The organism is Polaromonas sp. P1_A2, from assembly GCF_056406895.1.
Map to the genome: position 1 here is coordinate 796,532 of NZ_JBFTZI010000001.1, position 22,608 is coordinate 819,139.

Sequence of the window (22,608 nt, forward strand, 5' to 3'; positions counted from 1 at the left end):
AGGCGGTGGCCGCTTGCTCAATACTAAGCCAAATGGTTAAGTATAAAGACAATGCCGATGAGGCCCTGAACGCCGTGTTCGCCGCGCTGGCGGACCCGACGCGCCGCAAGGTGCTGCAAGACCTGGAGCGCGGCCATCTCTCCGTCGGCGAGCTGGCCCAGCCGCACGGCATGTCCTTGCCCGGCTTCATGAAGCACCTGCGCGTGCTCGAGGACGCCGGCCTGGTGACCCGCGCCAAGGACGGGCGTGTCGTCAACCTGGCCCTGTCGCCCGAGCCCATGCAGGAGGCCGCCATGTGGCTGTCCCGTTACGAGAAATTCTGGTCCGAGCGCCTGGACGCGCTGGGCCGCTACCTGTACCACCAAGAGGAGTTGAACCCGCCATGGAAAGCAGCGCAACGCAAGGCAAGCCGGCCTCCGTCCACTTCACCCGGCACTACCCCGCCAGCTGCGAAAAAGTCTGGCGCGCGTGGACCGACCCGCAAGCGCTAGCGCAGTGGTTCGGCCCCGACCCGGCCGGCGTGGTGACCTTGGCCGAGATGGACGTGCGCGTGGGCGGGCGTTATCACATCCGCTTCGGCGTGCCGGGCCAGGAGACCCACAACGTGGCCGGCACCTACCTGGAGGTGGAGCCGCCCCACAAGCTGGTGTTCGACTGGGGCTGGCAGAGCACGCCCGAACGTGTGTCGCGGGTCACTGTCACGCTGCGGCCCTCGGGCGGCGGCACCGAACTCGTGTTTGTGCACGAAAAATTCTTCGACCAGGCCGCACGCGACAGCCACAACCAGGGCTGGGCCGGCGCCTTCCTCAAACTCGACAAGCTCTTCCCCGCTGCATAGTCCGCGCCGTCCGCCGCCTGGAGCGCATCACCCAGAAAGGAGTCCACCATGCTCGCCAACCGAAACGCCATGCCCACCATCGCCGTCAAGGACTTGGCCGCCGCCCGCAAGTTTTATGAGGGCAAGCTGGCCCTCACGCCGCTGCAAGGCAGCGAAGAGGGCGTGCTCACTTACCAGAGCGGCACCGCCACCGTCGTGGTTTATGTCTCGCAGTTCGCGGGCACCAACCAGGCCACCGCCTGCACCTGGAGCGTGGGTGACGAGTTCGACGGCATCATGAACGCACTCAAGGCCAAGGGCGTGGTGTTTGAGCACTACGACCTGCCCGGCATGACGCTGCAGGGCGATGCCCATGTGGCCGGTGACTTCAAGGGCGCCTGGTTCAAGGACCCGGACGGCAACATCCTGCACATCCTCAACCGCTGATTCCTCCCATCCCTCCCATGGAGTCCCGCCCATGAACACCCCCACCGCCATGCACGCCATCGTGTCCCGAGAGGAATGGCTCGCCGCCCGCCGCCTGCTGCTGGCCCGCGAAAAAGAACTCACCGCCCAGCGCGACCTGGTGAGCGCCGAGCGCCGCCGCCTACCCTGGGTGCCGGTCGACAAGCCCTATGTGTTCGACGGCGCCAACGGTAGCGAAAGCCTGGCCGGGCTGTTTGACGGGCGCAGCCAGCTCATCGTCTACCACTTCATGTTCGGCCCGGACTGGGAAGAGGGCTGCCCCAGCTGCTCGTTTCTGGCGGACCACATCGACGCCACCCTGCCGCACCTGGCCGCGCGCGGCATCACGCTGGCCGTGGTCTCGCGCGCGCCGCAGGCCAAACTTGCCGCCTTCAAGCGGCGCATGGGTTGGCGCTTCAAGTGGGTGTCATCCTTTGGCGGCGATTTCAACTACGACTACCGCGTCTCCTTCACGCCCGAAGCACTCGCGGGCGCAAAGGTAGCCTACAACTACCGCATGGAAGACGTCGGCGGCATGGAGGACCTGCACGGCTTCAGCGTCTTCGCGCGCGACGGCCAGGGCAACGTTTTCCACACCTATTCAAGCTACGCCCGCGGCGCGGACGCCCTGGTGGGCAGCTACCACTACATGGACCTCACGCCCAAGGGACGCGACGAAGACGGCCTGCCCTTTCCCATGGCCTGGGTGCGCCACCACGACAAATACGGCGCGGCTGAGCCCACGGCGCAGGCCGCCCCGGCCTGTTGCCACGCCGAGGCTCCCGTTGCATGAAGGGCCCTCTAGAAACGCACCTTGAGGAAAGCCGACGGCCCCTTGAGCTTGACGCGAAAGCGCGCGTTGCTGTTGTCCTCGTAGCGCAGGTCGGTATCGGTCAGGCCGTAGCTCAGCACCGCACCGGCAACCGTCCGGTCCATCGGCAATCCAAAATACCATCAAGAGAGAAAGGGCTGCAGCCCATTAGGCATGCCTGTGAGGTGCTGCCAAATTAATAGCAATTGACCATCACAGACAAGGAGGACCCATGCAGCTCAAGGACAAGGTCGCGGTCATTTACGGCGCCGGCGGTGCCATCGGGGGTGCCACCGCCCGCGCGTTTGCGCGCGAGGGCGCCCATGTGTTCCTGGCCGGGCGCACACCGGCCCGGCTGGAAGCCGTCGCGCGCGACATCGCGGCGGCGGGCGGCGCGGCCGAGGTCACGCCGCTGGACGCGCTTGACGAGCAGGCCGTGCACCGCCATGCCGACACCGTGGCGGCCCGCGCCGGCCGCATCGACATCGCGCTCAACGCCGTCGGCATCCCGCATGTGCAGGGCACGCCTTTTGCCCAGCTCGCGCTGGAAGACTTCGCGCTGCCCGTCAACGCCTACCTGCGCAGCTACTTCATCACCGCCCAGGCCGTGGCCCGGCACATGGCCCGCCACAAGTCGGGTGTCATCCTCACCCTGTCCACCCCCGGCGCCAAAATGACGGGCAGCGGCTTTATCGGCAATGGCGTAACATCCGCGGCCACGGAATGGTTTTCGCGCCTGCTTGCCGCCGAGCTCGCGCCCGGCGGCATACGCGTCATCTGTCTCAGGCCGCACGCCATCCCCGAAGCGGTGGAGATGGGCTCTTACACCGGCGAGGTGTTCAGGTCCAACGCCCGCAGCGCCGGCATGGCGATGGACGACTGGCTGGCCGGCGCCGCCGCGGGCACGCTGACGCAGCGCCTGCCCACCCTGGCGCAGGTGGCCGATACGGCGGTGTTCATGGCCTCGGCGGCTGCCGGCGCGATGACGGGCACCGTCGTGAACCTGACCAGCGGCACGGTGCTGGATTGATCTGGATTGATGTGACTTTGACGTAAGGCATTCATTCAAGCAGAGGAGAAAGCGCAAATGAGACAACACATGGACAGCCGCAAGCGATGGTGGGCCCTGATGGTGCTGTGCCTCGGGGTGCTGATGATCGTGCTCGACACCACCATCGTCAACGTGGCCCTGCCTTCCATACGCACCGACCTGCATTTCACCGAGACCTCGCTGGTCTGGGTGGTCAATGCCTACATGCTGACCTTCGGCGGCTTCTTGCTGCTGGGCGGCCGGCTCGGTGACTTGTACGGCCACCGCCGGCTCTTCCTCGCGGGGCTCAGCCTCTTCACCCTGGCCTCGCTGGCCTGCGGCCTCGCCAACTCGCAGGCGCTGCTCATCGTCGCGCGCGCGGTGCAGGGCCTGGGCGGCGCTGTGGTGTCGGCGATTTCGCTCTCGCTGATCATGAATCTCTTCATCGAGCCGGCCGAGCGCGCCAAGGCCATGGGCGTCTACGGTTTTGTCTGCGCCGGCGGGGGCAGCATAGGCGTGTTGCTGGGCGGCGTGCTCACCGACGCGCTGAGCTGGCACTGGATCTTTCTGGTCAACCTGCCCATAGGCGGCGCGGTCTTCGCGCTGTGCCTCTTGCTGCTGCCCGGCGGCAAGGGCCAGGCCACCGGCGCCAGGCTTGACGTGAGCGGCGCCGTCACCGTCACGAGTTCGCTGATGCTGGCCGTCTACGGCATCGTCAACGGCAACGAGGCCGGCTGGCTCTCTGGCCAGACTTTGGGCTTGCTGGGCGCGGCCGCGGTGCTCATGGCCGTCTTCCTGGCGATTGAATCCAAAGTGCAGACGCCGCTGATGCCGCTGGGCCTGTTCCGCCTGCGCAACGTCGCCACCGCCAATGTCGTGGGCGTGCTCTGGGCGGCCGCCATGTTCGCCTGGTTTTTTATCTCGGCGCTCTACATGCAGCTGGTGCTGGGCTACAGCGCTATGCAGGTCGGCCTGGGCTTTTTGCCGGCCAACCTCATCATGGCCGCCTTCTCGCTGGGCCTGTCGGCCAAGATCGTCATGCGCTTCGGCATACGCGCGCCGCTGGCCGCCGGCCTGCTTCTGGCCGCCGTGGGCCTGGCCCTGTTCGCGCGCGCGCCCGTGGCCGGCAGCTTCGCGCTCGACGTGCTGCCCGGCATGCTGCTGCTGGGCCTGGGGGCCGGCATGGCCTTCAACCCCGTGCTGCTGGCCGCCATGAGCGATGTGGACCCCAGCGAATCGGGTATTGCCTCCGGCGTGGTCAACACCTCCTTCATGATGGGCGGCGCCCTGGGCCTGGCCGTGCTGGCCAGCCTCGCGGCCGCGCGCACCACCTCGCTGGGCGGTGCCGGGCTGGACGCGACCGCGGCGCTCAACGGCGGCTACCAGCTGGCCTTTGTGATCGGTGCGGTCTTCGCGGCCGTGGCCGCCGTGCTGGGCGCCGTGCTGCTCAGGCCCGGCGCGGCCCCGGGCGGTGCCGGCGAACCCTCGCCCGCCAATTCGCCGGGCTAGGCCGCAGGGCCAAGGCCGCCGTCGCCGTGGCGCGCGGTTTCCTACATGCGCTGGCAAGCTTGGCCTACCCCGAGGCGGCGGTCGCTTCCCAAGAATCGCGTAACAGCCCGCCCCGGGTTGCGACCCATCCGCACCACCCCATTAAAGGAAATACCATGCCCACCACCAAGGCCACACCCGTGCACAAGGAAGCCACCGCCATGCTCAGGGCCGACCACAAGCTGGTCAGCGAGCTTTTTGAACAGTACGAAAAAAGCCGCTCCCCCGCCAAAAAGAAGGAACTGGTCACCCAGATCTGCAAGGAGCTCACGGTGCATGCGCAGGTCGAGGAAGAAATTTTCTACCCCGCCGTCAAGGCCGCCCTCAAGGACCATGAGCTGATTCCCGAGGCCAGCGTCGAGCACGCCACCCTCAAGGACCTGATCGCCCAGGTCGAGGGCCTGGAGCCCGACGGCGAAATGTTTGATGCCAAGATCAAGGTCATGTCCGAATACGTCAAGCACCACGTCAAGGAAGAGCAGAACGAAATCTTCCCCAAGGCCCGCGCCACCCGGCTGGACATGACCGAGCTGGGCGCGCAGATCAGCGCCCGCAAACAGGAACTCATGGCCGCCGCCTGAGGCGCCCGGTTCACGGCAGGAGACGGCCCATGGCCACCATCACCGGAAGCTGCCATTGCGGCAAAAACGCCTTTCGCATAGACGGCGAAATGCCGGCCCAGCTCACGCGCTGCACTTGCTCGTTCTGCAGCAAGCGCGGCGCGCTGCTGGCTGAGAACCTGTTCACGGCCTAAACGGGGCCGCGTTGGGGTGCAATCGGGATGAGTGGGCCGACCGGGCACGCCGCATGGGCTAATGCCCATGCAAGGGCCTGGGTGGTTCAATCGCCCGATTTCACCCCAACCCGGAGGGCAAGCGCCTTTTCGGGCGGTCTGCGGCGTTGCGGCGTTAGCCCATAGCTGGGCTATGGGCGTCGCACCGCGCCTTGCATCCCATCCCGAAAAGGTGCTTGCGCGGCCCCGTTTAGGCCGTGAACAGGTTCTTACACACCCGAACAATTCCACGTCACCACACCCAAGGACGCCGACGCGGTCTACCGCTGGCAGACTAGGGCCTGTTAACGCTATTTATGCAAGATGCGTTGCGAGTCAAAAAGGCCTTGAGCAAGGCGCAAAACGCAGGCGGGGCGAACCCCGTCAAGGCTTTGCAACGCCGCGCAAGGCCTTTTTGATCGCAACCCGGAGGGAATGGGGCGAAAACAGCCCCACTCCGCGTTGCGCTCCTAGCGCAGACGCCCGGTCTGGGCGTCGTCGCGCGCCTTGATTGGGGCTGTTTTCACCCCATTCGCATTTGCATAAATAGCGTTAATAGGCCCTAGCTGGTGGACCACCACTTCTGCGCCGAGTGCGGTGTTTCCACCTACTCGGACAGCCCGGCCTTCGAGATGGACGGCAGCTGGGACGGCAGCACCCGCCGAATAGGTGTCAATGCGCGGCTGTTCGATGATTTCGACGCGGCCGAGGCGCCTGTTGCCGTGATAGACGGCAAAAACCTCTGGTAGCGGGGGGGCGCGCTCAGAAATGCGGCGGCAAGTCGTCGCGCAGGCTGCGTGCCGTCGTGATGTCGCCGTCACGCACAGGCGCGGCCTTGAGTTCGGCCACCTCGCGCAGCAGGGCGTCGATTTGCTGCTGCTGGCGCACGATGATTTTGTCGAGCTGCTCCAGCAGGTCTTCGGCAAAGCTGGCCTTGATCTCGAGTTCGGTCAGGCGGCTGTCGGTGTGGTTCTCGGCTTCCATGCCGCTATTGGACACCATCAGGCCGCCCGGGCCGGGGAAATAACCGGCGCCCTGCGCGTTTGCCCGGCTTGGGCTACGCTTGGCGGCTGTCGTTTATTTCCTGCCGCACACACACCATGACCCCATCCAAAGCCTTCCCCCAAGACTTCCCCATCACCCAGAAATGGCCCGCCCAGCACCCTGAGCAAATCCAGCTGTACTCGCTGCCCACGCCCAACGGCGTCAAGGTCTCCATCATGCTCGAGGAGACCGGCCTGGGGTACGAGCCGCACCTGGTGAGCTTCGACACCAACGACCAGATGTCGCCGGCCTTTCTCTCGCTCAACCCCAACAACAAGATCCCCGCCATCATCGACCCCAAAGGTCCCGGCGGCCAGCCGCTTCCGCTGTTCGAGTCCGGCGCCATCCTGCTCTACCTGGCCGAAAAAACCGGCAAGTTCATCCCCCAGGACGCCGCAGGCCGCTATGAAACCCTCCAGTGGCTGATGTTCCAGATGGGTGGCATAGGCCCCATGTTCGGCCAGCTCGGCTTCTTCCATAAATTCGCCGGCAAGGCCTATGAAGACAAGCGGCCGCGCGACCGCTATGTCGCCGAATCGAAACGCCTGCTCGGCGTGCTCGAGCAGCGCCTCGAAGGCCGGGCCTGGATCATGGGCGATGAGTACACGATTGCCGATATCGCCATCTTCCCGTGGGTGAGGAATCTGGTGGGGTTTTATGAAGCCGGCGATCTGGTGGAGTTCGCCAGCTTTCCGAATGTCAAGCGGGTGTTGGAGGTTTTTGTGGTGCGGCCGGCGGTGGTGAAGGGGTTGGCTATTCCCAAACGGAGCTGATGCCGGGTCTTGCTCCGGCGGGTGCGTTCTCTTACCTCTCTTTCCTCTATGGAGGGCGGCTGGCCGGGGTTGCCCGGCGGCAACTCACTTTCTTTTGCTTCGCCAAAAGAAAATAAGCAAAGAAAAGGCGACCCTGGTGTCTGCGTCCCTCCGCTTCGCTGCGGGCAACCTGCGGTGCTCGGTCCAGCCGGGGTCTGGCTAAACTCGCTACGCTGCGCTTCGCTCAGACAACGCCAGCCCTGATCCGTCTGGCCCTGCGCTCCTCGGCGCATACACAAGGGGGGGATAGGAATACCAACAGCCAAATACAGAAACCACAAAAAAGCTTTCATTCGGCAGCGGGTGCGGCCCCTGCATGGCTGGCTGCATATTTCTCCAGCAACACATACAACAGCAAGCCCCCAGCCAAGGGCAAAAGGTAGTACAGCGCCCTGTACGCCAATACGGCTCCCATGAGAGTGCCCTGCTTCACACTGCCCGACAACAGCGCCAGATACACCGCCTCCAGCACCCCCAGGCCTCCCGGGATCGGCATGATCACTCCCACGATGGAGGCCGCCATCAGAACTCCCAGCACCTTGCCGTACTCCACCTGGCCGCCCAGCAGCGCGTACATGGCCGCGCCCATCAGCGCCCAGTTGGTGGCGGACAGCAGCAGTTGCACCAGCGCCAGGCCGGGCGAGGGCAGGGTCAGCCGCTTGCCGCGCACACGCCACTCGCGTCCGTGCGCAAACTTGCAGGCCGCCACATAGGCCAGGGCCAGCAATACCATGGCCGCGCCCAGTCCGCGCAATGCCGTTGCGCCTATGTGGGCCTGGCTGGGCGGGGCGATCAGGCCCGCGGCGAACAGGCTGCCGGCCACCAGGCCGTAGCCCAGCCAGTTGGTCGCCAGGCTCAGGCCCACGATTTGCGCGATGGTTGCTTCGTCCAGCCCCGCGCGGGTGTACAGGCGCGCGCGCAGCGCCACGCCGCCCACCAGCGAGCCCAGGTTCAGATTAAAGGCATAACTCGTTACCGCGATCGCCCAGGTCTGCAGGCGCGGCAAGATGTGGCGCGTGTGGCGCCGGCCTATCAGGTCAAAACAGCCATAGAGTGCATGGCTGGCCGTGGCCAGGCCCAGCACGCCCAGCAGCAGCCAGGGCGAATAACGCCACAGCGCCTGCCAGGCACCGACCCAGTCCACCTTGTGCGCATGCGACACCAGCAGGCCCAGCACCAATATCCCCAGCGCCGGAAACACCCAGCGCCGCACGCGCGGCCACAGTGATGCCGCGGCGGCGGGAGACGGGCTGGTACCGGGATTGGTATCGGCGCAAGCGGGCGCCGCGGTGCTGGCCATGATGGCTGCATCTTGCCTTTGACCGCCTGCCGCGCCCAGACCACGGCGGCGCTGCTTTCTGTAGGCGCAGACCGACGGGGTGGGGGCCGGGTCTTGCTCCGGCGGACGCGCTCTCCCCCTTCTCTCCTTCTCCTCTCTTCGTCTTTCTGGTTTCTCTGCTGAGGCTGGCTGGCCGGGGTTGCCCGGCGGCAAGTAACTTTCTTTTGCTTCGCCAAAAGAAAGTCACCAAAGAAAAGGCGACCCGCAGTCTGGGTCCCTTCGCTGCGCTACGGGCAACCTGCGCTGCTCGACTGCGGAGGGGGTCTGGCTAAACTCGCTACGCTGCGCTTCGCTCAGACAACGCCAGCCCTTATCCCTCCTCCGTCTGCGCTGCTCGGCCCAGCCAGGACGGGGAAGTCCGAAATACCAAATACCAATATCGAACTCCAATACAAACAAGGACACGCCATGGCGTGTCCTTGTTTCTTCAGGTATTCGGTATTTTTCTCCCACCCCCTTGTGGATGCGCCGAGGAGCGCAGGTTCAGGCGGATAAGGGATCGCGTTGTCTGAGCGAAGCGCAGCGTAGCGAGTTTAGCGAGACCCCGCCTGAACCGAGCACCGCAGGCTGCCCGTAGCGAAGCGAAGGGACGCAGACACCAGGGTCGCCTTTTCTTTGCCTACTTCTCTTTTGGCGAAGCAAAAGAAAGTAGGTCGCCCGCCGGGGCGAGACCCGGCCAGCCACCCTCAGCAGAGAGAACAGGAAGACGAAGAGAGAAGGAAGGGGGAGGAGGGGCGCACCGCCGGAGCAAGACCCGGCATCACCCCCGGCCCAGCGGGCCAGCTTCATATCGAGCCAACTCAACCCAAAAAACACTCCCCCGCCCCTGCCGGTCCGCCATCCCCACCGGATGCCCCAGCAGCTGGCTCAGGCGGTAGATCGCCGCCAGTTCCAGCCCGAAGCCCTCGGCCGTGCCTTGTTGCGGAATGCCTTGCGGGAAAGTTTGCTGGCGTTCGTGCGCGATGCCCGCGCCCGTGTCCCAGAGTTCTATGCGCCACTGGCCGCGGCGCGGCCTGGCCGCCAGCAGCACGCCGCCGCCGTGCGTGTTGCGCAGGGCGTTCGACAGCAGGCTGCCCACCAGCCGCGCCAGCAGCACCGGGTCCGACAGCGCCTGCCCCGAGGCCGCCCTTGTGCGCAGGCGCAGGCCTTTTTCGCGTGCCAGCGGCATATGCTCTTCGGCCACCGTGTGGATCAGCGCGGCCAAATCCACCGGCTGCGTGTGCACCGTCAGCGAAGCCGGGTCCAGCCCCGCGAGGCTGAACAGCGAATCAAACAGGTCGTCGATCTTGCGTGTCGAATCGGCGATCTTGCGCGCGATCTGCGTCGCGAACTCCGGCTCCAGCGTCAGCCAGTCGGCATACAGGCCCAGCGAATGCACAGGCCGGCGCAGCTCATGCGCGGCGCTCGCGATAAAACGCGTGCGCACCGCCTCCGCGTCCGCCACCGCGCGTTTTCGTTCCTCCAGCGCCTTGATCAGCTCCTGGCGGTCGAACTGCCGCTCCAGGCTGATGTGCCGGGCCCGGAACATGCGCCGGCCCGTCACATGCGCCACCGCCAGGAACACCAGCACCACCGCCATTTCGGCGCCGGTGTCCAGCGCGGCGGGCACGCCGCCCCTAAAGTCCATGCGCCAGACAAAGGCCGCCAGCACCGAGGCGCCCAGGCCGTTGCAGTACGCCGAGAAAGTGCGCAAACACGGCGGCGACGAAGACACCGCCGTCGCCGCGAGGCCCGACAGCATCAGCATGCAGATCAGTTGTTCCTCCACGGGCGCCCGGTGGTAGACCACAAACATCAGCGCGCCCCAGACCACCGCGCTCAAGGGCCAGGCCCAGCTGTGCAGCGACATGAACTCCCGCAGCGCCACCCCGTCGGCCTCCGCCAGGCGCGTGCGGTAGGCGTGCAGGATGGCATAACGCAGCAAGGTCATGGAGCTTGCCGCCACCGCCCATACCCCAAGGTCCAGCGGGTCCACATGCCGGTACAGCATCGCCACCGTCGCCATGATCGCCAGCACCGCCGTATGCAGCGTGGGCTGCGCATGCCGCATAAAGGCGTGGGCCAGTTGTGTGTTGACCCAGGACTCGCGTGGGCTCATCGGTGGGCGCTTCCGGTGGCGGCTGGCGGCATGGGCGTCATGGAGAAAGAAGAAGAAAGGGTTTTTTCCGTAAGCGGGAACACGATGACGATAACAACAACCATATCAGAGGGAAGGATGGGGATCCTACGTAGCCAGCTTAGGGAAATCCACCATGCTTTCGCGCCGGGAAGGTCTGCATGCAGACATTCTTTGCGGGGTTTGGTGAATTGGCCGCGGTGCGGCTGTTTAAAGGCTTAACGGCAGCCGGGGCGCGGAAGTTTTGCCTTGTGCGTGCCCGGCGTGCGACTCCCTCCGGCCCCAGGCCGATCTTGCCAGTGTTGGCGGGCTTGGGCGAGCCGTCTTTGGTTGTCGTTGGGCGCTGCTTGCGGGGGTGGAACGCATACCTTTTTATTCATCGCTGTGCCCCGGGAAACAAGCCAGTTGTTATTCCAGGCGGGGCAGCGACGGCAGAGCGGCTCGAGACTGGACTAAATGGGTTTCGAGCCTCCTGACTAAGATGTCGGCTATCGACCCGAAGCGGGCATTGCCATGCGGGCAGAATCAAGGCCAAACCATGCAACTTAAAAACCTGTTCCTCGCCGGCCTCTGTGTCCTCGGCCTCGGCCATGCCGCCATGGCCGCACCGCCGGTGACCACCCTGGACCCCCGCAACATCGGCTTCACCATGGCCACCATCGCGGCGGACAAGCTGCAGTTTGAAGCGCCCACGGCGCAGTCTTCTGCAGGCGCACCGCAATTCCACGAGGACGAATGGCGCCAGATTGAGTTCTTTCCCGCGGCCCGCCTGCCGGAGCTCCAGGCGCGGCTCAAAGAGTTCAGGGCATTCGAGCAGCAAAACCGGGTTCCGCAGGGCTGGAAGAACATCTACGCCCGGCGTATGGCGGGCACACCCCTTGCCGGCACGCCAGGCCCCAAAGAAGTCGCTGCCATGCTTCAAGGGACTATTGCGCCGGCGCCGATTCTCACCACCACCTCGGCCACTTTAGGCCAGGTCAAGGGCGGCTTCACCATCCGGCTGGCCGGCTCCGTGTTTCTCTACGGCGTTGCCGATGGGTCCACCATCACTTCGCTGGCGGCCATGGTGGAGCGCGGTGGCGACGAACGTGTCCTGACCGCCGCCTTCACCCGCCTGTACACGCAATACAAGCTGGTTCTGGTTGACTGGCGCGGGCAGATGCTGCTGACCTCGGTGGAGCCCAATGGGGAGCTTGGGATTTGGCGGCCGTGAATGTGAAGTGCGCCAGCCCTGTTTCAAGTCGCAGATCCGCCTGAAAGGTTCTATGCTCCAAACTGCAAACCCGGAAGGGATCCCGCAACTACCCCTCACGCTTGTCTTCGCAATCGCTGCGACTTCCTGCCTGGCCGGAGGAACACTTGTCTTTTTTGACAAAGAAATCCTCTTGGCGGTTTTTAACCAACTGTTGATTCCCGGACGCAATACCTTCTACGCGGTTGCAGACCCCACTCCGTGGTTCTACTTCCCGATCAAGCTCTTCTTTGCGGGTAATCTGTTTGTTGCCCTTCCTTTGGTCGCGGCCTGGTTTGCATCGACTGGCTACAGGCAGTACGCAAGAACAGTTGTGCTCCTTTTTGTGTCTTCTATTCTCCTGAGTAGCGCAACGGTTTTTCTGTACAGGCAATACATGCAGGTCCAACTCACTGATTCCGAGTATGGGGAGAGCTCCTGCCTCCGAGTCCGAGGGGATCAATGACGCCATTGGGAGAGGTGCCCATCGTCATGCTCACGCTGTCGGGTCCCTTGCTGGCCTCCGCGTTTGTCTTGATATGTCGGCGCCGCATCGGTCGCAAGCCCGGGGCGGAATGAAAGATGGCACAAGTATTGGAGGAGGATCATGAGAAAAATAATCGCACTTGCCTGCATGGCCTTGTCCGCGCTGGCCATGCACGGCAATCTGTCCGCGCAACAGGGGCCCCGGTCCACCGGCCAGTATTACCGTGACCTGGGCGTCATTTTTGGCGTCATCGATGCCGTTCGCGACATCGCTGACATATGTTCGGAAGAGTTTCCGGAGACCCAGGAAGAAATTGAAAAGCACTACCAATCCTGGCGCACCAGGCATCTGGCGCTTTTAGAGGAAGTTGAGCGCCACAGGACCCAAATTCTGGAGCACCCTGTTCTGGGTGCCCAATACAAGCTCGATGTGCACAACCGGAATCTCACGTTTAAAACAAACCAGAGACGCGCACTGGCGGCGGGGGGAGCGGCCACGTTCCGCGCCAATTGCAATAAATACGGTGAGATGAGCAGCTTGCCGCAATGGGACTTGGAGGGATCATTTGCGGGACACATCGCGACCATGCGTCGCGGGCCGCCACAATGATTTTCCAGGCAGGTGCCTGCACCAAGGCAATCGTGACGGACTCGGCCGGAAGCTGACACTGGTTGCGGATGGATGGGACTTTGATTTGATCTGGAGGGATGTGATGAAAGATGCAACAAGCAAGCGCTCGCGGCCTAAAAACAGGCTCACGATGTTTAGCATCGCGTGCGTAGCGCTCGTCGCTTTCCCGCCGCTTATTCCCCATGCGCAGGAGAATGTCTCGGGCAAGGAGCTCACCCGCCGCTTGCTAACCATCACCGCGACCGATTTGCAGGAAAGTCCGCTCTATCCCTCGCTCAGTCGCAAGCTCGGCATGGTTCTGCAGCCGCAGCGCGAGCTTGGCAGTGCCAGCTATTCCTCGCGGATGACGCGGCTGGCAAAAGGGCCATCCCTGATGGGTGGGGAGACCTACCTCTACAGCATTCCTGTCGATGGCGGCTGGCGGACCTCCTTGACCGTCGCCATCGCGGAAGGCGGAGGCTGCGTCTCCCTGGCCGAGGCAGCGGCGCACGCTTCATGCGGGAAGTCGGAGCCGTATACCGCGCCGAACACACTTGTGGTGCGTACGCCCGGGCCGCACGGAATGGCGTGCCCCATCCAACAGGGGCGCGATGTCAATGCGAAGTTCTACGCGCCAGATCGCGCTTGCATCACGCATGTGCGCATTTCCGTCGATTGAATTTGCGACGGCAACTCGCTGATTAGATCGGGAGAGTAGAGGCTGCTTTGAGCCTGCTTCAGTCAACAGTTACGATGACAGCCATCGGCCAGTAGCGGAGACCCCATGAACGATCGACCAACATCCTCATTGCAACAAGCTCTTGCGGAGTTTGTGGGCGCTTTCGAGACCGTCTTCCACCATGACTGGGACTACACAGCCACCATGATTGGCAGCGAAGATCCGAGTTTCTTAAGCCCGGGCCTTAGCCTTGAGGACGAAACCGAGGATTGGGGCGCGCGTGGTGCTTTGCTTAAAAGTATCGAAGCCTGGTAGATGCCATGAATGCGGTCGGTATCTCAGCCGTGCTGCCGTTTCCTCTTGAGCACCTGCCTTTGGCAAGCCGAAAACCGCCGATTGAGCGTCCCCTCGAATGACCACTCTGGAATCGCTCCTGTCACAGCTGCCACAGCTGCCAGGGCACAACCGTCGGGCTGGAAGTCATGCCGCCCTAAAACCTACAGGAACATTCATGGTGCCGAATTTTTCATATTCATCGCCCTTCGCGGGGCTCGCTATTGCGCTCTACATGTTCTGTGGATCTGCAAGCGCGGAAGGCGCCTGGGAAAACCTCGCAAAGGTTTCCAGTCCGGTCTCCGTCACGCTGGGCGCAGCCTACAGCGCGACGACTCCCAATGGGAAGCAGGCATTCGGGGCCAAGCCGGGCGTCTACACGTCGGACCAGGAGAATACAGTTGGCACCTACTTTCGCGGCGTGGGCGCGCCAGTAGTTTTCCAGTTTGGAGATAAATTTCGCGCATACCCAGGAGGTATCTGGGTGCCCAAGGCTCCGGGGACCAAGCCGCAGCTGTACATCTACGGCAAGTCCGCGCCGATTGAGTATTCAACTTTCGCCAGTGCGCTCGAAGACTTGCAAAATAAGCCACCGGCTTCGGGAAGCTCCGGGACGGGCACGGCCGAATCCGGCCTTTTGGCCCAGACTATCGTGAGTCAGCCCGTACGCATCAGTCCAGGCGCGGCCGGTGTCGCCGGCGGAATTGTGGGAGGCCTCATGGCGTATGCGGACAGCAAGGAGACAAGCAGCACACCCGCCTTGATGCCCAGAACCGAAATAAGCGATGAAGCGGTGCTTCGCGCTTTGGCTGAACAGAAGCAAAGCGTCGGGCAATGAGTTCTAGAAAAATAGCTAAAAAGGTTGCTATCGGCCAGAAGCGGACATCCAGAATCCAATTTATGCATTTCCAGAATCATTCGAACCATACTTCTACGGATACGAGAATGTTCAATTCAATAAAGATAATGCTTCCCGGGATTGCTTTCCTGTTAGGCGGCTGCACTCCGATTCCCCTATACCAGCAACCGCCCTCAGGATTGGCAAGAGCCTTCGTCAAGCCGGTGGTAACCACCGAAAAAATTGTGGCGGGGGCAGCCACCGTGTCAGCGACGACGGGACCCGCAACTTGCGGGAAAGAATTTCCCGGCCTGCGCAAAGTATTGACCGTGAGTCATCGGAATCCGCTTGTCTCCGATTTGAATAGCGAGGGGTTTTGGATTCCAGCAGGCGAACGCTTTTACTTTGTAGCGATGGTTCACGTTGATGGTGCGTTTTGTGGTCAGGCAGCTTCATTTGTTCCTGCTGCAAATGGATCGTATGCAATGAAACTTCATGGCCAAAGTTCGTATAGCAGGTATGAGCCAGCGACCTGTTCGGTCGAGATTGCAAAAATCGATTCGACTCGCCAAATGGCGGAGGAAAAAGTCGATCCATCCTTTACGTTAGAAGCTTGCATTCCGCCTAAGGCCGACTGATCAATTTCAGATGCAAGACCCCATCCGCCGCCTTTCATCCCAGGAAGCCTTAAAAGAGGTTGCAAGCCTTGCCGTGAGTTTTGCCCGTTCTAATGGGCTGGAGGGCGAGTTACTGCACGTAGCGCCCGATGACTTCTATTCAGAAACAGAAGGCAAGATACGGATCCATTGGGTCGCCGTCTTTCAGAATCTCCGCAATGGCCGTGAGATGGACGGCCCCATCGTTCTGAGAGTCAATCTGCGTGACCGTGAGGTGCGTTGGGGAACGGGGCGGCGCAATCGGCGAACAGACGGATGTCTGGGAATTTACGGAGAAGGGAAAGAAGAAGCGCCTGACGGTCCAGCCCGTCCTTAGCCTGGCATCGCTGTTCATGGTTCGCGACGCGGTCCGTGCGAATGTCGGTGCGGCGCGCCTCTCCCTGTCGCTGGTCATCCCCGACCTGGCCGCCGGAACGCTGGTGCAATGGGGGGACGTCTCGGGGCCGGAGGTTGCGCTGTGGGCGCTCTATCCCTCGCGCCGCCTGCTGAGCGCCCGGGTGTCCGCCTTCCTGAACTTTCTCAAAGAGGCTTTCCCCGAAGGAAGCCCGGATGAGTTGGCTGCGTACATCCGGTGATGTGCTGAATCAAGCTTGCTGTCTCATAAAACCCATTGATAACACCAAGGTCTTTGTGATGTTAAGCAAACCCTCCCCTAATCGGAGGGTTTTTTTACGCCCTGGCTGGCCTACATTTAGCCCACTGGCTCGTCCAGATTACCACCGGATCAAAACTGCCGTTTTCCCTTCACCCTTGGAGAAAATATGTCGCACAAAACCCTGCATCGCGTGCCCACCGCCCTTGCCCTCACATTGGCCGCGCTGTTAACCACGACGCCGGCCATCGCCGCCCCTAAAACGGAAGGCAAGAAAGAAGCCGTCAAACCCGCGGCGGAAAAGATCCCACCGTTCTGCACCGTGGCCCTCGGCGAGCCACCCATTTCCTGCGCTAAGGGCTGGGAGGCGTATTTTTATATGCAAGCGAATACGTGGGTGTGTTGCATTCACAGTCCGCATTCAAGTTAGTAGGCAACGCCAGGGGTATCCCTAACGGACTGGTATTTCAAAAAGGTATTACGGCGACAGTGGCGACGTTCAATATCGATCACACGTTGCGTGTCGAAATTCGGAGTGGGCTTGCTTGCGGCTCAATGAACCCGCAGCACCTCAAACTGCTGTCGGATTGGAGCGACCTGTATCCACACCTCGTCTCCCTCGCATTTGCCCAGCATGGCCCTGCCCAAAGGGGCTTCGCTGCTGATGACCTGAACGAGCTGAGCGCCGCTGACCAACTTCATGCTGCCCCCATCCGGCCCGAGAAAGAGCTGTTGCTGCTTGTCGTCGGAATCGACCAGGCAGACCAGCGCGCCGAGCTGTATACCTTTGCTGGAGTCGTAGGGTCGCGGGCGGAATTGGCGCCAATTGGTTATCGCCTGGCGGATGCCTTCGGCGCGCCGAGCTTGGCCGGTGGCCAGGTATGCGGCTTCGAGTCCCAATGTGTCGTATTTGTTTTCGGCGATATTTTCTTCGTGAGTCGCCGTTTCATGGGCCACCCGCATTGCCTGTTCGGCTTGCAGCAGGTCTTCGGCGAGCCGTTCCAGCACCTGCTGCTGCAGCAAGAATTTATCCATGATGAAAGGTGGGCATCTCGAAAAAGCGGGGGCAGGTCTTGATTATGAAGGGCTCCAGCAGCCTTGGACGCTTCTGTCGGCTGCAGCTTAACTTCAGCTACGCGTTGAATTATGTAGCGCTCATGGTTGCACGATCTCGTCAGCCGCCCGCTGACGAACCCGTAAACACCGCCAGCTGCGCCGCAAAAGCCCGCCGGTAAGCCGGCCGCGCCACAGCCCGCGCGATATAGGCCGACAGCGTCGGGTATTGATCCAGCAGGCCCGAGCTCTCCAGCCTGCGCAGCACCGTTACCATCAGCAGGTCGCCCGCGCTGAAATCGCCGTCCAGCCAGTCGGCATTACAGTCGGCATCACCCAGGTGCTTTGATAGCTCGCCCAGCCGCGCGTGCACGCGCTCCTCCAGCATGGGCTGGCGCTCCGCATACCAGGGCTTGTCCTGCTCGAAGATAAAGGCCATGGAGCGCTCCACAATCGGCGGCTCCACCGTGTTGAGTGCGGCAAACATCCAGGCAATTGCGCGGGCGCGGGCATTGGCATCCTCGGGCAACAGGCCCGCATGGCGCTCCGCGATGTGGAGGATGATGGCGCCCGATTCGAACAGCGCAAGCCCGCCTTCTTCATAGGTCGGGATCTGCCCGAAAGGGTGCAGCGCCAGATGCGCGGGCTGCTTCATCTCCGCGAAAGACAGCAAACGCACTTCGTAAGCCTGGCCCACTTCCTCCAGCGCCCAGCGCACGCGCATGTCGCGCGCCAGGCCCCGGCCGCGGTCGGGCGAGCGTTCAAAGGCGGTGAGGGTGGGGATGGTTGTCGTTGGGATCATGGCGGTGTTTCCCCGGCTGGGTGTTTGGTTGAGGGGCGGGGCTTGTTGTGACCGACAAGCTGTGCCGCCCCTGCGAGTTTTCTTGCTCCTTCCCCCGCTGGGGGAAGGCGGGGATGGGGGCTCTCGGCCTGCGATCTAAAGCCGACTATGCCTCAAGCGCTGCAGGCCCCCATCCCAAGCTTCCCCCAGCGGGGGAAGGAGGGGCGCACCGGTTAGTCGCTACTTGCGCTCATTGACCTGCTGCGCCCAGCTGGCCGTATTGCTCTTCCCATCCAGGAAAGGCAGCACCGTAGGCACAAGGGCGGGCGCCAGGAACAGGTCGTAGTGTGTGTACCCCGGCAATATCGCCAGCCGGTTCTTCGCCATGTTCTCGCGGCCCCAGCCCGCGTCCTTCAGCCCGCCGCCCAGCAGCTGGTAAAACTTCACGATGTGCTCGGGGCGGTACATATCGCTGTCGCCATACACCAGCATCACCGGCATCGCGAGTTTTTTGACATCTTCTGAATAGTCATAGGGCTTGCGCATCATGGCGCCCATCTGGTCCAGCAGCCTGGGGAAATCCTGCGGGCGCGGCGCCACCGCCACATAAGACTTGTACATGGGCGTTTCCTTCATCATGTCGGCCATGGCCGCGCCGACCTGCGCCTGCATGGGCAGCATTTCCGGGAAGAAGCCGTCCTGCGCATAGCCGGCCGACACCAGCACCAGGCGCCGCACGCGCTCGGGGTGTTGCACCGCCAGGCGAAAGCCCACACCCCCGCCCATGGAATAGCCCATCACATCCACCTGGCCGTAACCCAGCTGCTGGATGATCTGCGCCATGTCCTCGCCCATGTCGATGAGGCTCACGGGCCTGTCGGTCAGCGCCGTGCGGCCGTGCCCATACAGGTCCACGCCTATCACCTGGCGGGTCTTCACCAGCCCGGCCAGCACCGGGCCGAACATCTCGAACTGGCCCAGGCCGCCATGCAGCAACAGCAGTGGCTCGCCCTTGCCGTGCACCTGGTAGTGGTAGTTGACGCCGTTGACGCTGAGGTAGCCGCTTTTGACGGGCTTGCTTTCCTGGGCGTGAGACGCGACAGGGAGGAGGGTGGCAAGGGCTACCGCGGCGCTCAGCAGCGGTACAAAAAGGGTGCGCAGGAACGTCATCGATTTCTCCTTGGTTAAACAAATAAGGAACTGGCCCCTAAGGCCGTTCGTGTGGCTTACACAAGCACGACGAACGGGCCCGGAGAATTCGACAAAGTCCGGCTACGTATTTGCCTACGCAGCGGCTTGCGCCGCCGCCATGTCCATCCACACCGGCTCGAATACATGGCCGTCCGGGTCCTGGAAGGCGCGCGAATACATAAAACCCATGTCCTGGGGTGGGCGAACGTCGGCCTTGCCGCCGGTGGCCGCCGCGGCCTGGGTGATGGCGTCCACCTCTTCGCGGCTGTCGCGCGACAGGGCCAGCAGCACTTCGCAGCTCTGCTGCGCGTCGGCGATGCGTTTGGCGGTAAAGGTCCCGAAGTACTCGTGCGTCAGCAGCATGAAGCTGATCGCCTCCGACCAGACCATCATCGCGGCCTGCTCGTTGCTGAACTGCATGTTCTGCTCGCAGCCGATCGCCTTGTAAAAACGTATCGCGGCGGCAAGGTCCTTCACGGGCAGGTTCACAAAAATCATCTTGGGCATGGTGGCTCTCCTTGGGGTTAGGGTGAATGAATCAGGCGTGAATCAGGGGGGATCAGGAAATCTGCGCGCGAAGCCGTTCTTCCTGCTCGCGCAGCTCCGGCGTGAAGGCATCGCCGAAGTCGTCCGCTGTGAAGACCTGCCGGATCTCGAGTTCCGAATCGCCCGGCATCGGGTTTGGGCAGCGCTTGACCCAGGCTATCGCCTCCTGCAGTGATTCGCACTCCCAGATCCAGAAGCCGGCCACCAGCTCCTTGGTTTCGCTGAACGGCCCGTCAATCACCGTGCGGTTCTTGCCAGAAAAGCGCACGCGGGCGCCCTTGGCACTCGGGTGCAGGCCTTCACCGGCCTGCATGATGCCCGCCTTGACGAGCTCTTCGTTGTATTGGCCCATCTCCGCGAGCAACTGCTCGCTGGGCATGACGCCGGCTTCGCTGTCGGCGGTGGCTTTGACCAGGACCATAAATTTCATGTGGCTTCTCCTGCTGGGTGGTTGGGGGGTGGGTGAATCAATGGGTTTGCGCGCGGCGGTACTTGTCGCCCACTTCCGCGCGTATGGGCGCCGTGTCGTAGATGATGGTCATGCTGGCTATGAGGCCCTGCTCGTCAAAATCAAAAATGTCGACACAGCGAAAGCTCAGCTGCGATCCGTCGGCCAGCTCCCACAGGTAGGTGAATGCGACCGAAGCCCGGCGCGAGCCGGCCGCGCTCACAAACACCTCGGCATCCTCCAGCACGCTGCGCCGCGTGGCCGCCTTGAGCTGGTCAAAAAACTCGCCCGCCGGCTGCACACCCAGAAAGGGCGAGTTCACCATCCCCCGCGGGCTGAACAGCGACACAATGCCCCGCACATCCCCCGCGGCCAGCAGGGCCAGGTAGTTGTGGATGGTGTCGATATAGGCGATTGCGTTCGAACTGATGACCATGGTGGGGGACGACTTGTTGGAATGAGTGAATGAATGAACAAACAGGGCGCCATCGTAGGAGCGCCCGCGCCGCAGCACCATCGAAAGATTTTGGGGTCAGCCATGTGCGGCGCGCATGGCTGCCGCCACCATGTCGCCACTGGGCCGCCACGATAAACTGCGCGCATGCCCGCCTTGCCGCCCCTCTATGCCCTGCAGGCCTTTCTGGCCGCCGCCGATTGCGGCAGCTTCACAGGCGCGGCCACCCGGCTCAACCTGACACAGGGCGCGGTAAGCCGGCAAGTCCAACTGCTGGAGGAGTATTACGGCTGCCCGCTGTTTGTGCGCGTGGCCCGCGGCCTCACGCTTACCGCCGAAGGCCAGCAACTGCTGGCGCCCGTGCGCCAAGCGATGGAAACCCTGGCCCAAGCCAGCGCGCGCGTGCGGCGCGGCGCAGCAGATGTGCTCAGAGTCCAGTTTCCGCCCACCATGGCCGTCAGGTGGTTTCTGCCGCGCCTGCCGGCGCTGCAGGCCGCGCTGCCAGGGCTGGAGATCCGCGTGGCCACCCACTGGACCGATGCGCCCGATTTCAGCAACACCGATGCCGACGTCATCATTGCCCACGGCAAGGGCGGCTGGCCCCAGCTGGTCGAGGTGCCGCTGATGCGCGAGCGCCTGGTGCCCCTGTGCGCACCGCAGCTGGCCGCCAGCCTGCGCGAGCCGGCCGACCTGGCCAACACAACCCTTTTACATGCCACGGCCAGCCGCCACGAATGGCAGGCATGGTTGCGCGGCGCCGGCGTGCAGGACCTGCAGGGCGCGCGCGAGCAGCTGTTTGACACGGTGGATATGTGCGTGCAGAGCGCCGAGCGCGGGCTGGGCGTCGCGATTGCTGATGCTGCCTTGTTTACCGACCTCATTGCCTCGGGCAAGGTGGTCAAGCCCTTTGACATTGAGGTCGACAGCGGGAATGGCTACTTTTTGACTTATCCGCCTCAGCGGCGGGAGCAGAGGAGTATTCGGTTGTTTGAGGAGTGGATGTTGGGTGTGTTGCGGGGGTGAGGGATTTTTTGGCTGGGCTGCACCGGTTCTGGCCGATTCCCGCCTGACGGAGATGGCGCCCTGTTTAGCGATGCGTGCCTTACAGGCTGGTTCGTCCCCACGTCCAAGCATGGATTGACCTTGCGGGGATGCCGGCCTTGAGAAGCGCTACTGCTAAACGGAAGTCTACGACGAGGCCGTTGTCCCGCCCGCCACCTTCGATTTGGTCTCCGCCTTGGAAATATTCGTCGCGCGCACGGCGCTCATAGTTCGATTCCGCTCGCTGCACGATCGTTGGTATTGAGTCGCCCGTAGAGTTTGTGGCGATCTCAAAGTAAACGCGGTAGCTTTCGGCAACGAGCTTCGTCCGATCACGATGGTTCAACTTATTTATCGCGCGGTCTGCTGATGCGCTGATCCCACTGATAGGGGTTGCACGAGCGAGCTCGAAGTCCAATTTGTCCTCGTCGGAAAATTCACTATCCTCTCGGACTGGTTGCTTGAACTCCCGTCCGATCAGGAATGCAACGAGCGCTGCTCGTGCGAAAGGTATTGCGTATGCGGGGCTGTTCAATTCGGAACGGTTGGCCTCCACTACGTCAATTGCGGCCGCGAGCTGGGCTATAGGATTTCGACCTAGTCGCCATTGAATCAGTCCAGAAATGAGTCGATTCTTGAATAGCTGGCGGACGTTTAGCGCCAGCAGTTGCGGGTTGCTGGAGGACCGCGCGACTTCGATACCTTTTTCCGCACGAGATGCGGAATCGCTGAAGAAAATCAGGGTGTCGTCTGGGCTCATGGTGAAGGCAATATCGGGTTTTTAGTTTGCGCGAGGGACTTTGAGCGGCAGCCTATGGCCGATTTCCGAAGTCTAGCCCACGCGCCCGAAACCAGCGTCGCCGTTACGGAGCGGCTCAACATCATCTATTTGTA

The 22,608-nt window shown here is 62.7% G+C and carries 31 protein-coding genes and 1 pseudogene; 21 read left to right on the forward strand and 11 right to left on the reverse strand.

What is annotated here, in order from left to right:
* Positions 1-32: 32 nt before the first annotated feature.
* The 4 genes from AC1D09_RS03755 to AC1D09_RS03770 are packed head-to-tail and all read left to right on the forward strand — an operon-like array spanning position 33 to position 2,075.
* Positions 33-491 carry an ArsR/SmtB family transcription factor gene (locus AC1D09_RS03755; protein ID WP_477662292.1) on the forward strand — a complete coding sequence of 153 codons (459 nt, stop codon included), beginning with the start codon at positions 33-35 and terminating at the stop codon, positions 489-491.
* Positions 383-838, forward strand: a complete 456-nt coding sequence (locus tag AC1D09_RS03760) for an SRPBCC family protein (protein ID WP_477662291.1) — start codon at positions 383-385, stop codon at positions 836-838. The genes AC1D09_RS03755 and AC1D09_RS03760 overlap by 109 nt, the downstream gene beginning before the upstream one ends.
* Positions 839-886: 48 nt before the next feature.
* Entirely contained in the window at positions 887-1,264 is a 378-nt protein-coding gene (locus tag AC1D09_RS03765; RefSeq protein WP_477662290.1) for a VOC family protein, read from the forward strand.
* Positions 1,265-1,295: 31 nt separating this feature from the next.
* Positions 1,296-2,075 carry a DUF899 domain-containing protein gene (locus AC1D09_RS03770; protein WP_477662289.1) on the forward strand — a complete coding sequence of 260 codons (780 nt, stop codon included), beginning with the start codon at positions 1,296-1,298 and terminating at the stop codon, positions 2,073-2,075.
* 8 nt (positions 2,076-2,083) lie between these two features.
* Here the strand turns inward: AC1D09_RS03770 and AC1D09_RS03775 are convergent, their stop codons facing one another.
* On the reverse strand, positions 2,084-2,218 hold the full coding sequence (locus tag AC1D09_RS03775; RefSeq protein WP_477662288.1) for a hypothetical protein: 135 nt from the start codon (positions 2,216-2,218) through the stop codon (positions 2,084-2,086).
* Between the two features lie 107 nt (positions 2,219-2,325).
* On the opposite strand from AC1D09_RS03775, the gene AC1D09_RS03780 reads away from it, so the two are divergent.
* The 5 genes from AC1D09_RS03780 to AC1D09_RS03800 all read left to right on the forward strand — a co-directional run bounded on the left by AC1D09_RS03780 (position 2,326) and on the right by AC1D09_RS03800 (position 6,192).
* Positions 2,326-3,123 (forward strand): SDR family NAD(P)-dependent oxidoreductase, encoded by a 798-nt coding sequence (locus AC1D09_RS03780; protein ID WP_477662287.1) that lies wholly within the window; start codon positions 2,326-2,328, stop codon positions 3,121-3,123.
* 57 nt (positions 3,124-3,180) lie between these two features.
* On the forward strand, positions 3,181-4,632 hold the full coding sequence (locus AC1D09_RS03785; protein ID WP_477662286.1) for a DHA2 family efflux MFS transporter permease subunit: 1,452 nt from the start codon (positions 3,181-3,183) through the stop codon (positions 4,630-4,632).
* Positions 4,633-4,787: 155 nt separating this feature from the next.
* Positions 4,788-5,252 carry a hemerythrin domain-containing protein gene (locus AC1D09_RS03790; RefSeq protein ID WP_477662285.1) on the forward strand — a complete coding sequence of 155 codons (465 nt, stop codon included), beginning with the start codon at positions 4,788-4,790 and terminating at the stop codon, positions 5,250-5,252.
* A 29-nt stretch (positions 5,253-5,281) separates the two neighbouring features.
* Positions 5,282-5,425, forward strand: coding sequence for a GFA family protein (locus AC1D09_RS03795; RefSeq protein ID WP_477662284.1), 144 nt, complete (start codon positions 5,282-5,284; stop codon positions 5,423-5,425).
* Between the two features lie 587 nt (positions 5,426-6,012).
* Positions 6,013-6,192, forward strand: a complete 180-nt coding sequence (locus tag AC1D09_RS03800; protein WP_477662283.1) for a hypothetical protein — start codon at positions 6,013-6,015, stop codon at positions 6,190-6,192.
* Positions 6,193-6,205: 13 nt separating this feature from the next.
* Here AC1D09_RS03800 and AC1D09_RS03805 read toward each other — a convergent pair whose 3' ends face one another.
* The gene (locus AC1D09_RS03805; protein WP_477662376.1) at positions 6,206-6,427 is read right to left on the reverse strand and encodes a SlyX family protein; all 222 of its coding nucleotides are present in this window, start codon (positions 6,425-6,427) and stop codon (positions 6,206-6,208) included.
* 116 nt (positions 6,428-6,543) lie between these two features.
* Here AC1D09_RS03805 and AC1D09_RS03810 point away from each other — a divergent pair, with 116 nt between their 5' ends.
* Positions 6,544-7,260 (forward strand): glutathione S-transferase N-terminal domain-containing protein, encoded by a 717-nt coding sequence (locus AC1D09_RS03810; protein ID WP_477662282.1) that lies wholly within the window; start codon positions 6,544-6,546, stop codon positions 7,258-7,260.
* Positions 7,261-7,588: 328 nt separating this feature from the next.
* Here AC1D09_RS03810 and AC1D09_RS03815 read toward each other — a convergent pair whose 3' ends face one another.
* Together AC1D09_RS03815 and AC1D09_RS03820 are read right to left on the reverse strand one after the other, a co-directional pair.
* Positions 7,589-8,599 (reverse strand): lysylphosphatidylglycerol synthase domain-containing protein, encoded by a 1,011-nt coding sequence (locus tag AC1D09_RS03815; protein WP_477662281.1) that lies wholly within the window; start codon positions 8,597-8,599, stop codon positions 7,589-7,591.
* Between the two features lie 799 nt (positions 8,600-9,398).
* A complete protein-coding gene (locus AC1D09_RS03820; protein WP_477664300.1) occupies positions 9,399-10,736 on the reverse strand; it encodes a sensor histidine kinase in 1,338 nt (445 codons plus the stop codon).
* 499 nt (positions 10,737-11,235) lie between these two features.
* On the opposite strand from AC1D09_RS03820, the gene AC1D09_RS03825 reads away from it, so the two are divergent.
* From AC1D09_RS03825 to AC1D09_RS03870, 10 genes and pseudogenes are all read left to right on the forward strand, one after another.
* Positions 11,236-11,967, forward strand: coding sequence for a hypothetical protein (locus AC1D09_RS03825; protein WP_477664301.1), 732 nt, complete (start codon positions 11,236-11,238; stop codon positions 11,965-11,967).
* Between the two features lie 52 nt (positions 11,968-12,019).
* A complete protein-coding gene (locus AC1D09_RS03830; protein ID WP_477664302.1) occupies positions 12,020-12,451 on the forward strand; it encodes a hypothetical protein in 432 nt (143 codons plus the stop codon).
* Between the two features lie 141 nt (positions 12,452-12,592).
* Positions 12,593-13,081: a hypothetical protein gene (locus AC1D09_RS03835; RefSeq protein WP_477664303.1), complete on the forward strand. Its 489-nt coding sequence runs from the start codon at positions 12,593-12,595 to the stop codon at positions 13,079-13,081.
* A gap of 103 nt (positions 13,082-13,184) precedes the next feature.
* A complete protein-coding gene (locus AC1D09_RS03840) occupies positions 13,185-13,760 on the forward strand; it encodes a hypothetical protein (RefSeq protein ID WP_477664304.1) in 576 nt (191 codons plus the stop codon).
* Positions 13,761-13,865: 105 nt separating this feature from the next.
* On the forward strand, positions 13,866-14,075 hold the full coding sequence (locus tag AC1D09_RS03845) for a hypothetical protein (protein ID WP_477664305.1): 210 nt from the start codon (positions 13,866-13,868) through the stop codon (positions 14,073-14,075).
* A gap of 196 nt (positions 14,076-14,271) precedes the next feature.
* Positions 14,272-14,931, forward strand: coding sequence for a hypothetical protein (locus tag AC1D09_RS03850; RefSeq protein ID WP_477664306.1), 660 nt, complete (start codon positions 14,272-14,274; stop codon positions 14,929-14,931).
* Complete coding sequence (locus AC1D09_RS03855; protein ID WP_477664307.1) at positions 14,928-15,569, forward strand: hypothetical protein; 642 nt, start codon at positions 14,928-14,930, stop codon at positions 15,567-15,569. The genes AC1D09_RS03850 and AC1D09_RS03855 overlap by 4 nt, the downstream gene beginning before the upstream one ends.
* 10 nt (positions 15,570-15,579) lie before the next feature.
* A complete protein-coding gene (locus tag AC1D09_RS03860; RefSeq protein ID WP_477664337.1) occupies positions 15,580-15,924 on the forward strand; it encodes a hypothetical protein in 345 nt (114 codons plus the stop codon).
* Positions 15,914-16,183: pseudogene (locus AC1D09_RS03865) on the forward strand (LysR substrate-binding domain-containing protein); the annotation flags it as partial. The gene AC1D09_RS03860 and the pseudogene AC1D09_RS03865, both read left to right, overlap by 11 nt.
* A gap of 186 nt (positions 16,184-16,369) precedes the next feature.
* Entirely contained in the window at positions 16,370-16,630 is a 261-nt protein-coding gene (locus AC1D09_RS03870; protein WP_477664308.1) for a hypothetical protein, read from the forward strand.
* A gap of 122 nt (positions 16,631-16,752) precedes the next feature.
* Here the strand turns inward: AC1D09_RS03870 and AC1D09_RS03875 are convergent, their stop codons facing one another.
* The 6 genes from AC1D09_RS03875 to AC1D09_RS03900 all read right to left on the reverse strand — a co-directional run bounded on the left by AC1D09_RS03875 (position 16,753) and on the right by AC1D09_RS03900 (position 20,655).
* Positions 16,753-17,235 (reverse strand): GreA/GreB family elongation factor, encoded by a 483-nt coding sequence (locus AC1D09_RS03875; protein ID WP_477664309.1) that lies wholly within the window; start codon positions 17,233-17,235, stop codon positions 16,753-16,755.
* A 139-nt stretch (positions 17,236-17,374) separates the two neighbouring features.
* On the reverse strand, positions 17,375-18,055 hold the full coding sequence (locus AC1D09_RS03880; RefSeq protein ID WP_477664310.1) for a glutathione S-transferase family protein: 681 nt from the start codon (positions 18,053-18,055) through the stop codon (positions 17,375-17,377).
* 219 nt (positions 18,056-18,274) lie between these two features.
* Complete coding sequence (locus AC1D09_RS03885; RefSeq protein WP_477664311.1) at positions 18,275-19,204, reverse strand: alpha/beta fold hydrolase; 930 nt, start codon at positions 19,202-19,204, stop codon at positions 18,275-18,277.
* A 114-nt stretch (positions 19,205-19,318) separates the two neighbouring features.
* Positions 19,319-19,732: a VOC family protein gene (locus AC1D09_RS03890; RefSeq protein WP_477664312.1), complete on the reverse strand. Its 414-nt coding sequence runs from the start codon at positions 19,730-19,732 to the stop codon at positions 19,319-19,321.
* 52 nt (positions 19,733-19,784) lie between these two features.
* On the reverse strand, positions 19,785-20,201 hold the full coding sequence (locus AC1D09_RS03895) for a YciI family protein (RefSeq protein WP_477664313.1): 417 nt from the start codon (positions 20,199-20,201) through the stop codon (positions 19,785-19,787).
* Positions 20,202-20,238: 37 nt separating this feature from the next.
* Complete coding sequence (locus AC1D09_RS03900) at positions 20,239-20,655, reverse strand: nuclear transport factor 2 family protein (RefSeq protein ID WP_477664314.1); 417 nt, start codon at positions 20,653-20,655, stop codon at positions 20,239-20,241.
* Between the two features lie 165 nt (positions 20,656-20,820).
* Between AC1D09_RS03900 and AC1D09_RS03905 the strand changes: the two genes are divergently transcribed.
* Positions 20,821-21,696, forward strand: coding sequence for a LysR substrate-binding domain-containing protein (locus tag AC1D09_RS03905; RefSeq protein WP_477664315.1), 876 nt, complete (start codon positions 20,821-20,823; stop codon positions 21,694-21,696).
* A 79-nt stretch (positions 21,697-21,775) separates the two neighbouring features.
* On the opposite strand, the gene AC1D09_RS03910 is transcribed toward AC1D09_RS03905, so the two are convergent.
* Complete coding sequence (locus AC1D09_RS03910; protein WP_477664316.1) at positions 21,776-22,474, reverse strand: hypothetical protein; 699 nt, start codon at positions 22,472-22,474, stop codon at positions 21,776-21,778.
* Positions 22,475-22,608 lie beyond the last annotated feature (134 nt).

Bases quoted from the DNA above. Each gene is read 5' to 3' on its own strand.
- AC1D09_RS03895 (WP_477664313.1), bottom strand. From the start codon at position 20,201: ATGAAATTTATGGTCCTGGTCAAAGCCACCGCCGACAGCGAAGCCGGC.
- AC1D09_RS03770 (WP_477662289.1), top strand. From the start codon at position 1,296: ATGAACACCCCCACCGCCATGCACGCCATCGTGTCCCGAGAGGAATGG.
- AC1D09_RS03760 (WP_477662291.1), top strand. From the start codon at position 383: ATGGAAAGCAGCGCAACGCAAGGCAAGCCGGCCTCCGTCCACTTCACC.
- AC1D09_RS03825 (WP_477664301.1), top strand. From the start codon at position 11,236: ATGTCGGCTATCGACCCGAAGCGGGCATTGCCATGCGGGCAGAATCAA.
- AC1D09_RS03785 (WP_477662286.1), top strand. From the start codon at position 3,181: ATGAGACAACACATGGACAGCCGCAAGCGATGGTGGGCCCTGATGGTG.
- AC1D09_RS03900 (WP_477664314.1), bottom strand. From the start codon at position 20,655: ATGGTCATCAGTTCGAACGCAATCGCCTATATCGACACCATCCACAAC.
- AC1D09_RS03775 (WP_477662288.1), bottom strand. From the start codon at position 2,218: ATGGACCGGACGGTTGCCGGTGCGGTGCTGAGCTACGGCCTGACCGAT.
- AC1D09_RS03830 (WP_477664302.1), top strand. From the start codon at position 12,020: ATGCTCCAAACTGCAAACCCGGAAGGGATCCCGCAACTACCCCTCACG.
- AC1D09_RS03905 (WP_477664315.1), top strand. From the start codon at position 20,821: ATGCCCGCCTTGCCGCCCCTCTATGCCCTGCAGGCCTTTCTGGCCGCC.
- AC1D09_RS03840 (WP_477664304.1), top strand. From the start codon at position 13,185: ATGAAAGATGCAACAAGCAAGCGCTCGCGGCCTAAAAACAGGCTCACG.
- AC1D09_RS03885 (WP_477664311.1), bottom strand. From the start codon at position 19,204: ATGACGTTCCTGCGCACCCTTTTTGTACCGCTGCTGAGCGCCGCGGTA.
- AC1D09_RS03820 (WP_477664300.1), bottom strand. From the start codon at position 10,736: ATGAGCCCACGCGAGTCCTGGGTCAACACACAACTGGCCCACGCCTTT.
- AC1D09_RS03910 (WP_477664316.1), bottom strand. From the start codon at position 22,474: ATGAGCCCAGACGACACCCTGATTTTCTTCAGCGATTCCGCATCTCGT.
- AC1D09_RS03880 (WP_477664310.1), bottom strand. From the start codon at position 18,055: ATGATCCCAACGACAACCATCCCCACCCTCACCGCCTTTGAACGCTCG.
- AC1D09_RS03845 (WP_477664305.1), top strand. From the start codon at position 13,866: ATGAACGATCGACCAACATCCTCATTGCAACAAGCTCTTGCGGAGTTT.
- AC1D09_RS03815 (WP_477662281.1), bottom strand. From the start codon at position 8,599: ATGGCCAGCACCGCGGCGCCCGCTTGCGCCGATACCAATCCCGGTACC.
- AC1D09_RS03890 (WP_477664312.1), bottom strand. From the start codon at position 19,732: ATGCCCAAGATGATTTTTGTGAACCTGCCCGTGAAGGACCTTGCCGCC.
- AC1D09_RS03755 (WP_477662292.1), top strand. From the start codon at position 33: ATGGTTAAGTATAAAGACAATGCCGATGAGGCCCTGAACGCCGTGTTC.
- AC1D09_RS03860 (WP_477664337.1), top strand. From the start codon at position 15,580: ATGCAAGACCCCATCCGCCGCCTTTCATCCCAGGAAGCCTTAAAAGAG.
- AC1D09_RS03835 (WP_477664303.1), top strand. From the start codon at position 12,593: ATGAGAAAAATAATCGCACTTGCCTGCATGGCCTTGTCCGCGCTGGCC.
- AC1D09_RS03780 (WP_477662287.1), top strand. From the start codon at position 2,326: ATGCAGCTCAAGGACAAGGTCGCGGTCATTTACGGCGCCGGCGGTGCC.
- AC1D09_RS03875 (WP_477664309.1), bottom strand. From the start codon at position 17,235: ATGGATAAATTCTTGCTGCAGCAGCAGGTGCTGGAACGGCTCGCCGAA.
- AC1D09_RS03850 (WP_477664306.1), top strand. From the start codon at position 14,272: ATGGTGCCGAATTTTTCATATTCATCGCCCTTCGCGGGGCTCGCTATT.
- AC1D09_RS03870 (WP_477664308.1), top strand. From the start codon at position 16,370: ATGTCGCACAAAACCCTGCATCGCGTGCCCACCGCCCTTGCCCTCACA.
- AC1D09_RS03805 (WP_477662376.1), bottom strand. From the start codon at position 6,427: ATGGAAGCCGAGAACCACACCGACAGCCGCCTGACCGAACTCGAGATC.
- AC1D09_RS03855 (WP_477664307.1), top strand. From the start codon at position 14,928: ATGAGTTCTAGAAAAATAGCTAAAAAGGTTGCTATCGGCCAGAAGCGG.
- AC1D09_RS03810 (WP_477662282.1), top strand. From the start codon at position 6,544: ATGACCCCATCCAAAGCCTTCCCCCAAGACTTCCCCATCACCCAGAAA.
- AC1D09_RS03795 (WP_477662284.1), top strand. From the start codon at position 5,282: ATGGCCACCATCACCGGAAGCTGCCATTGCGGCAAAAACGCCTTTCGC.
- AC1D09_RS03790 (WP_477662285.1), top strand. From the start codon at position 4,788: ATGCCCACCACCAAGGCCACACCCGTGCACAAGGAAGCCACCGCCATG.
- AC1D09_RS03765 (WP_477662290.1), top strand. From the start codon at position 887: ATGCTCGCCAACCGAAACGCCATGCCCACCATCGCCGTCAAGGACTTG.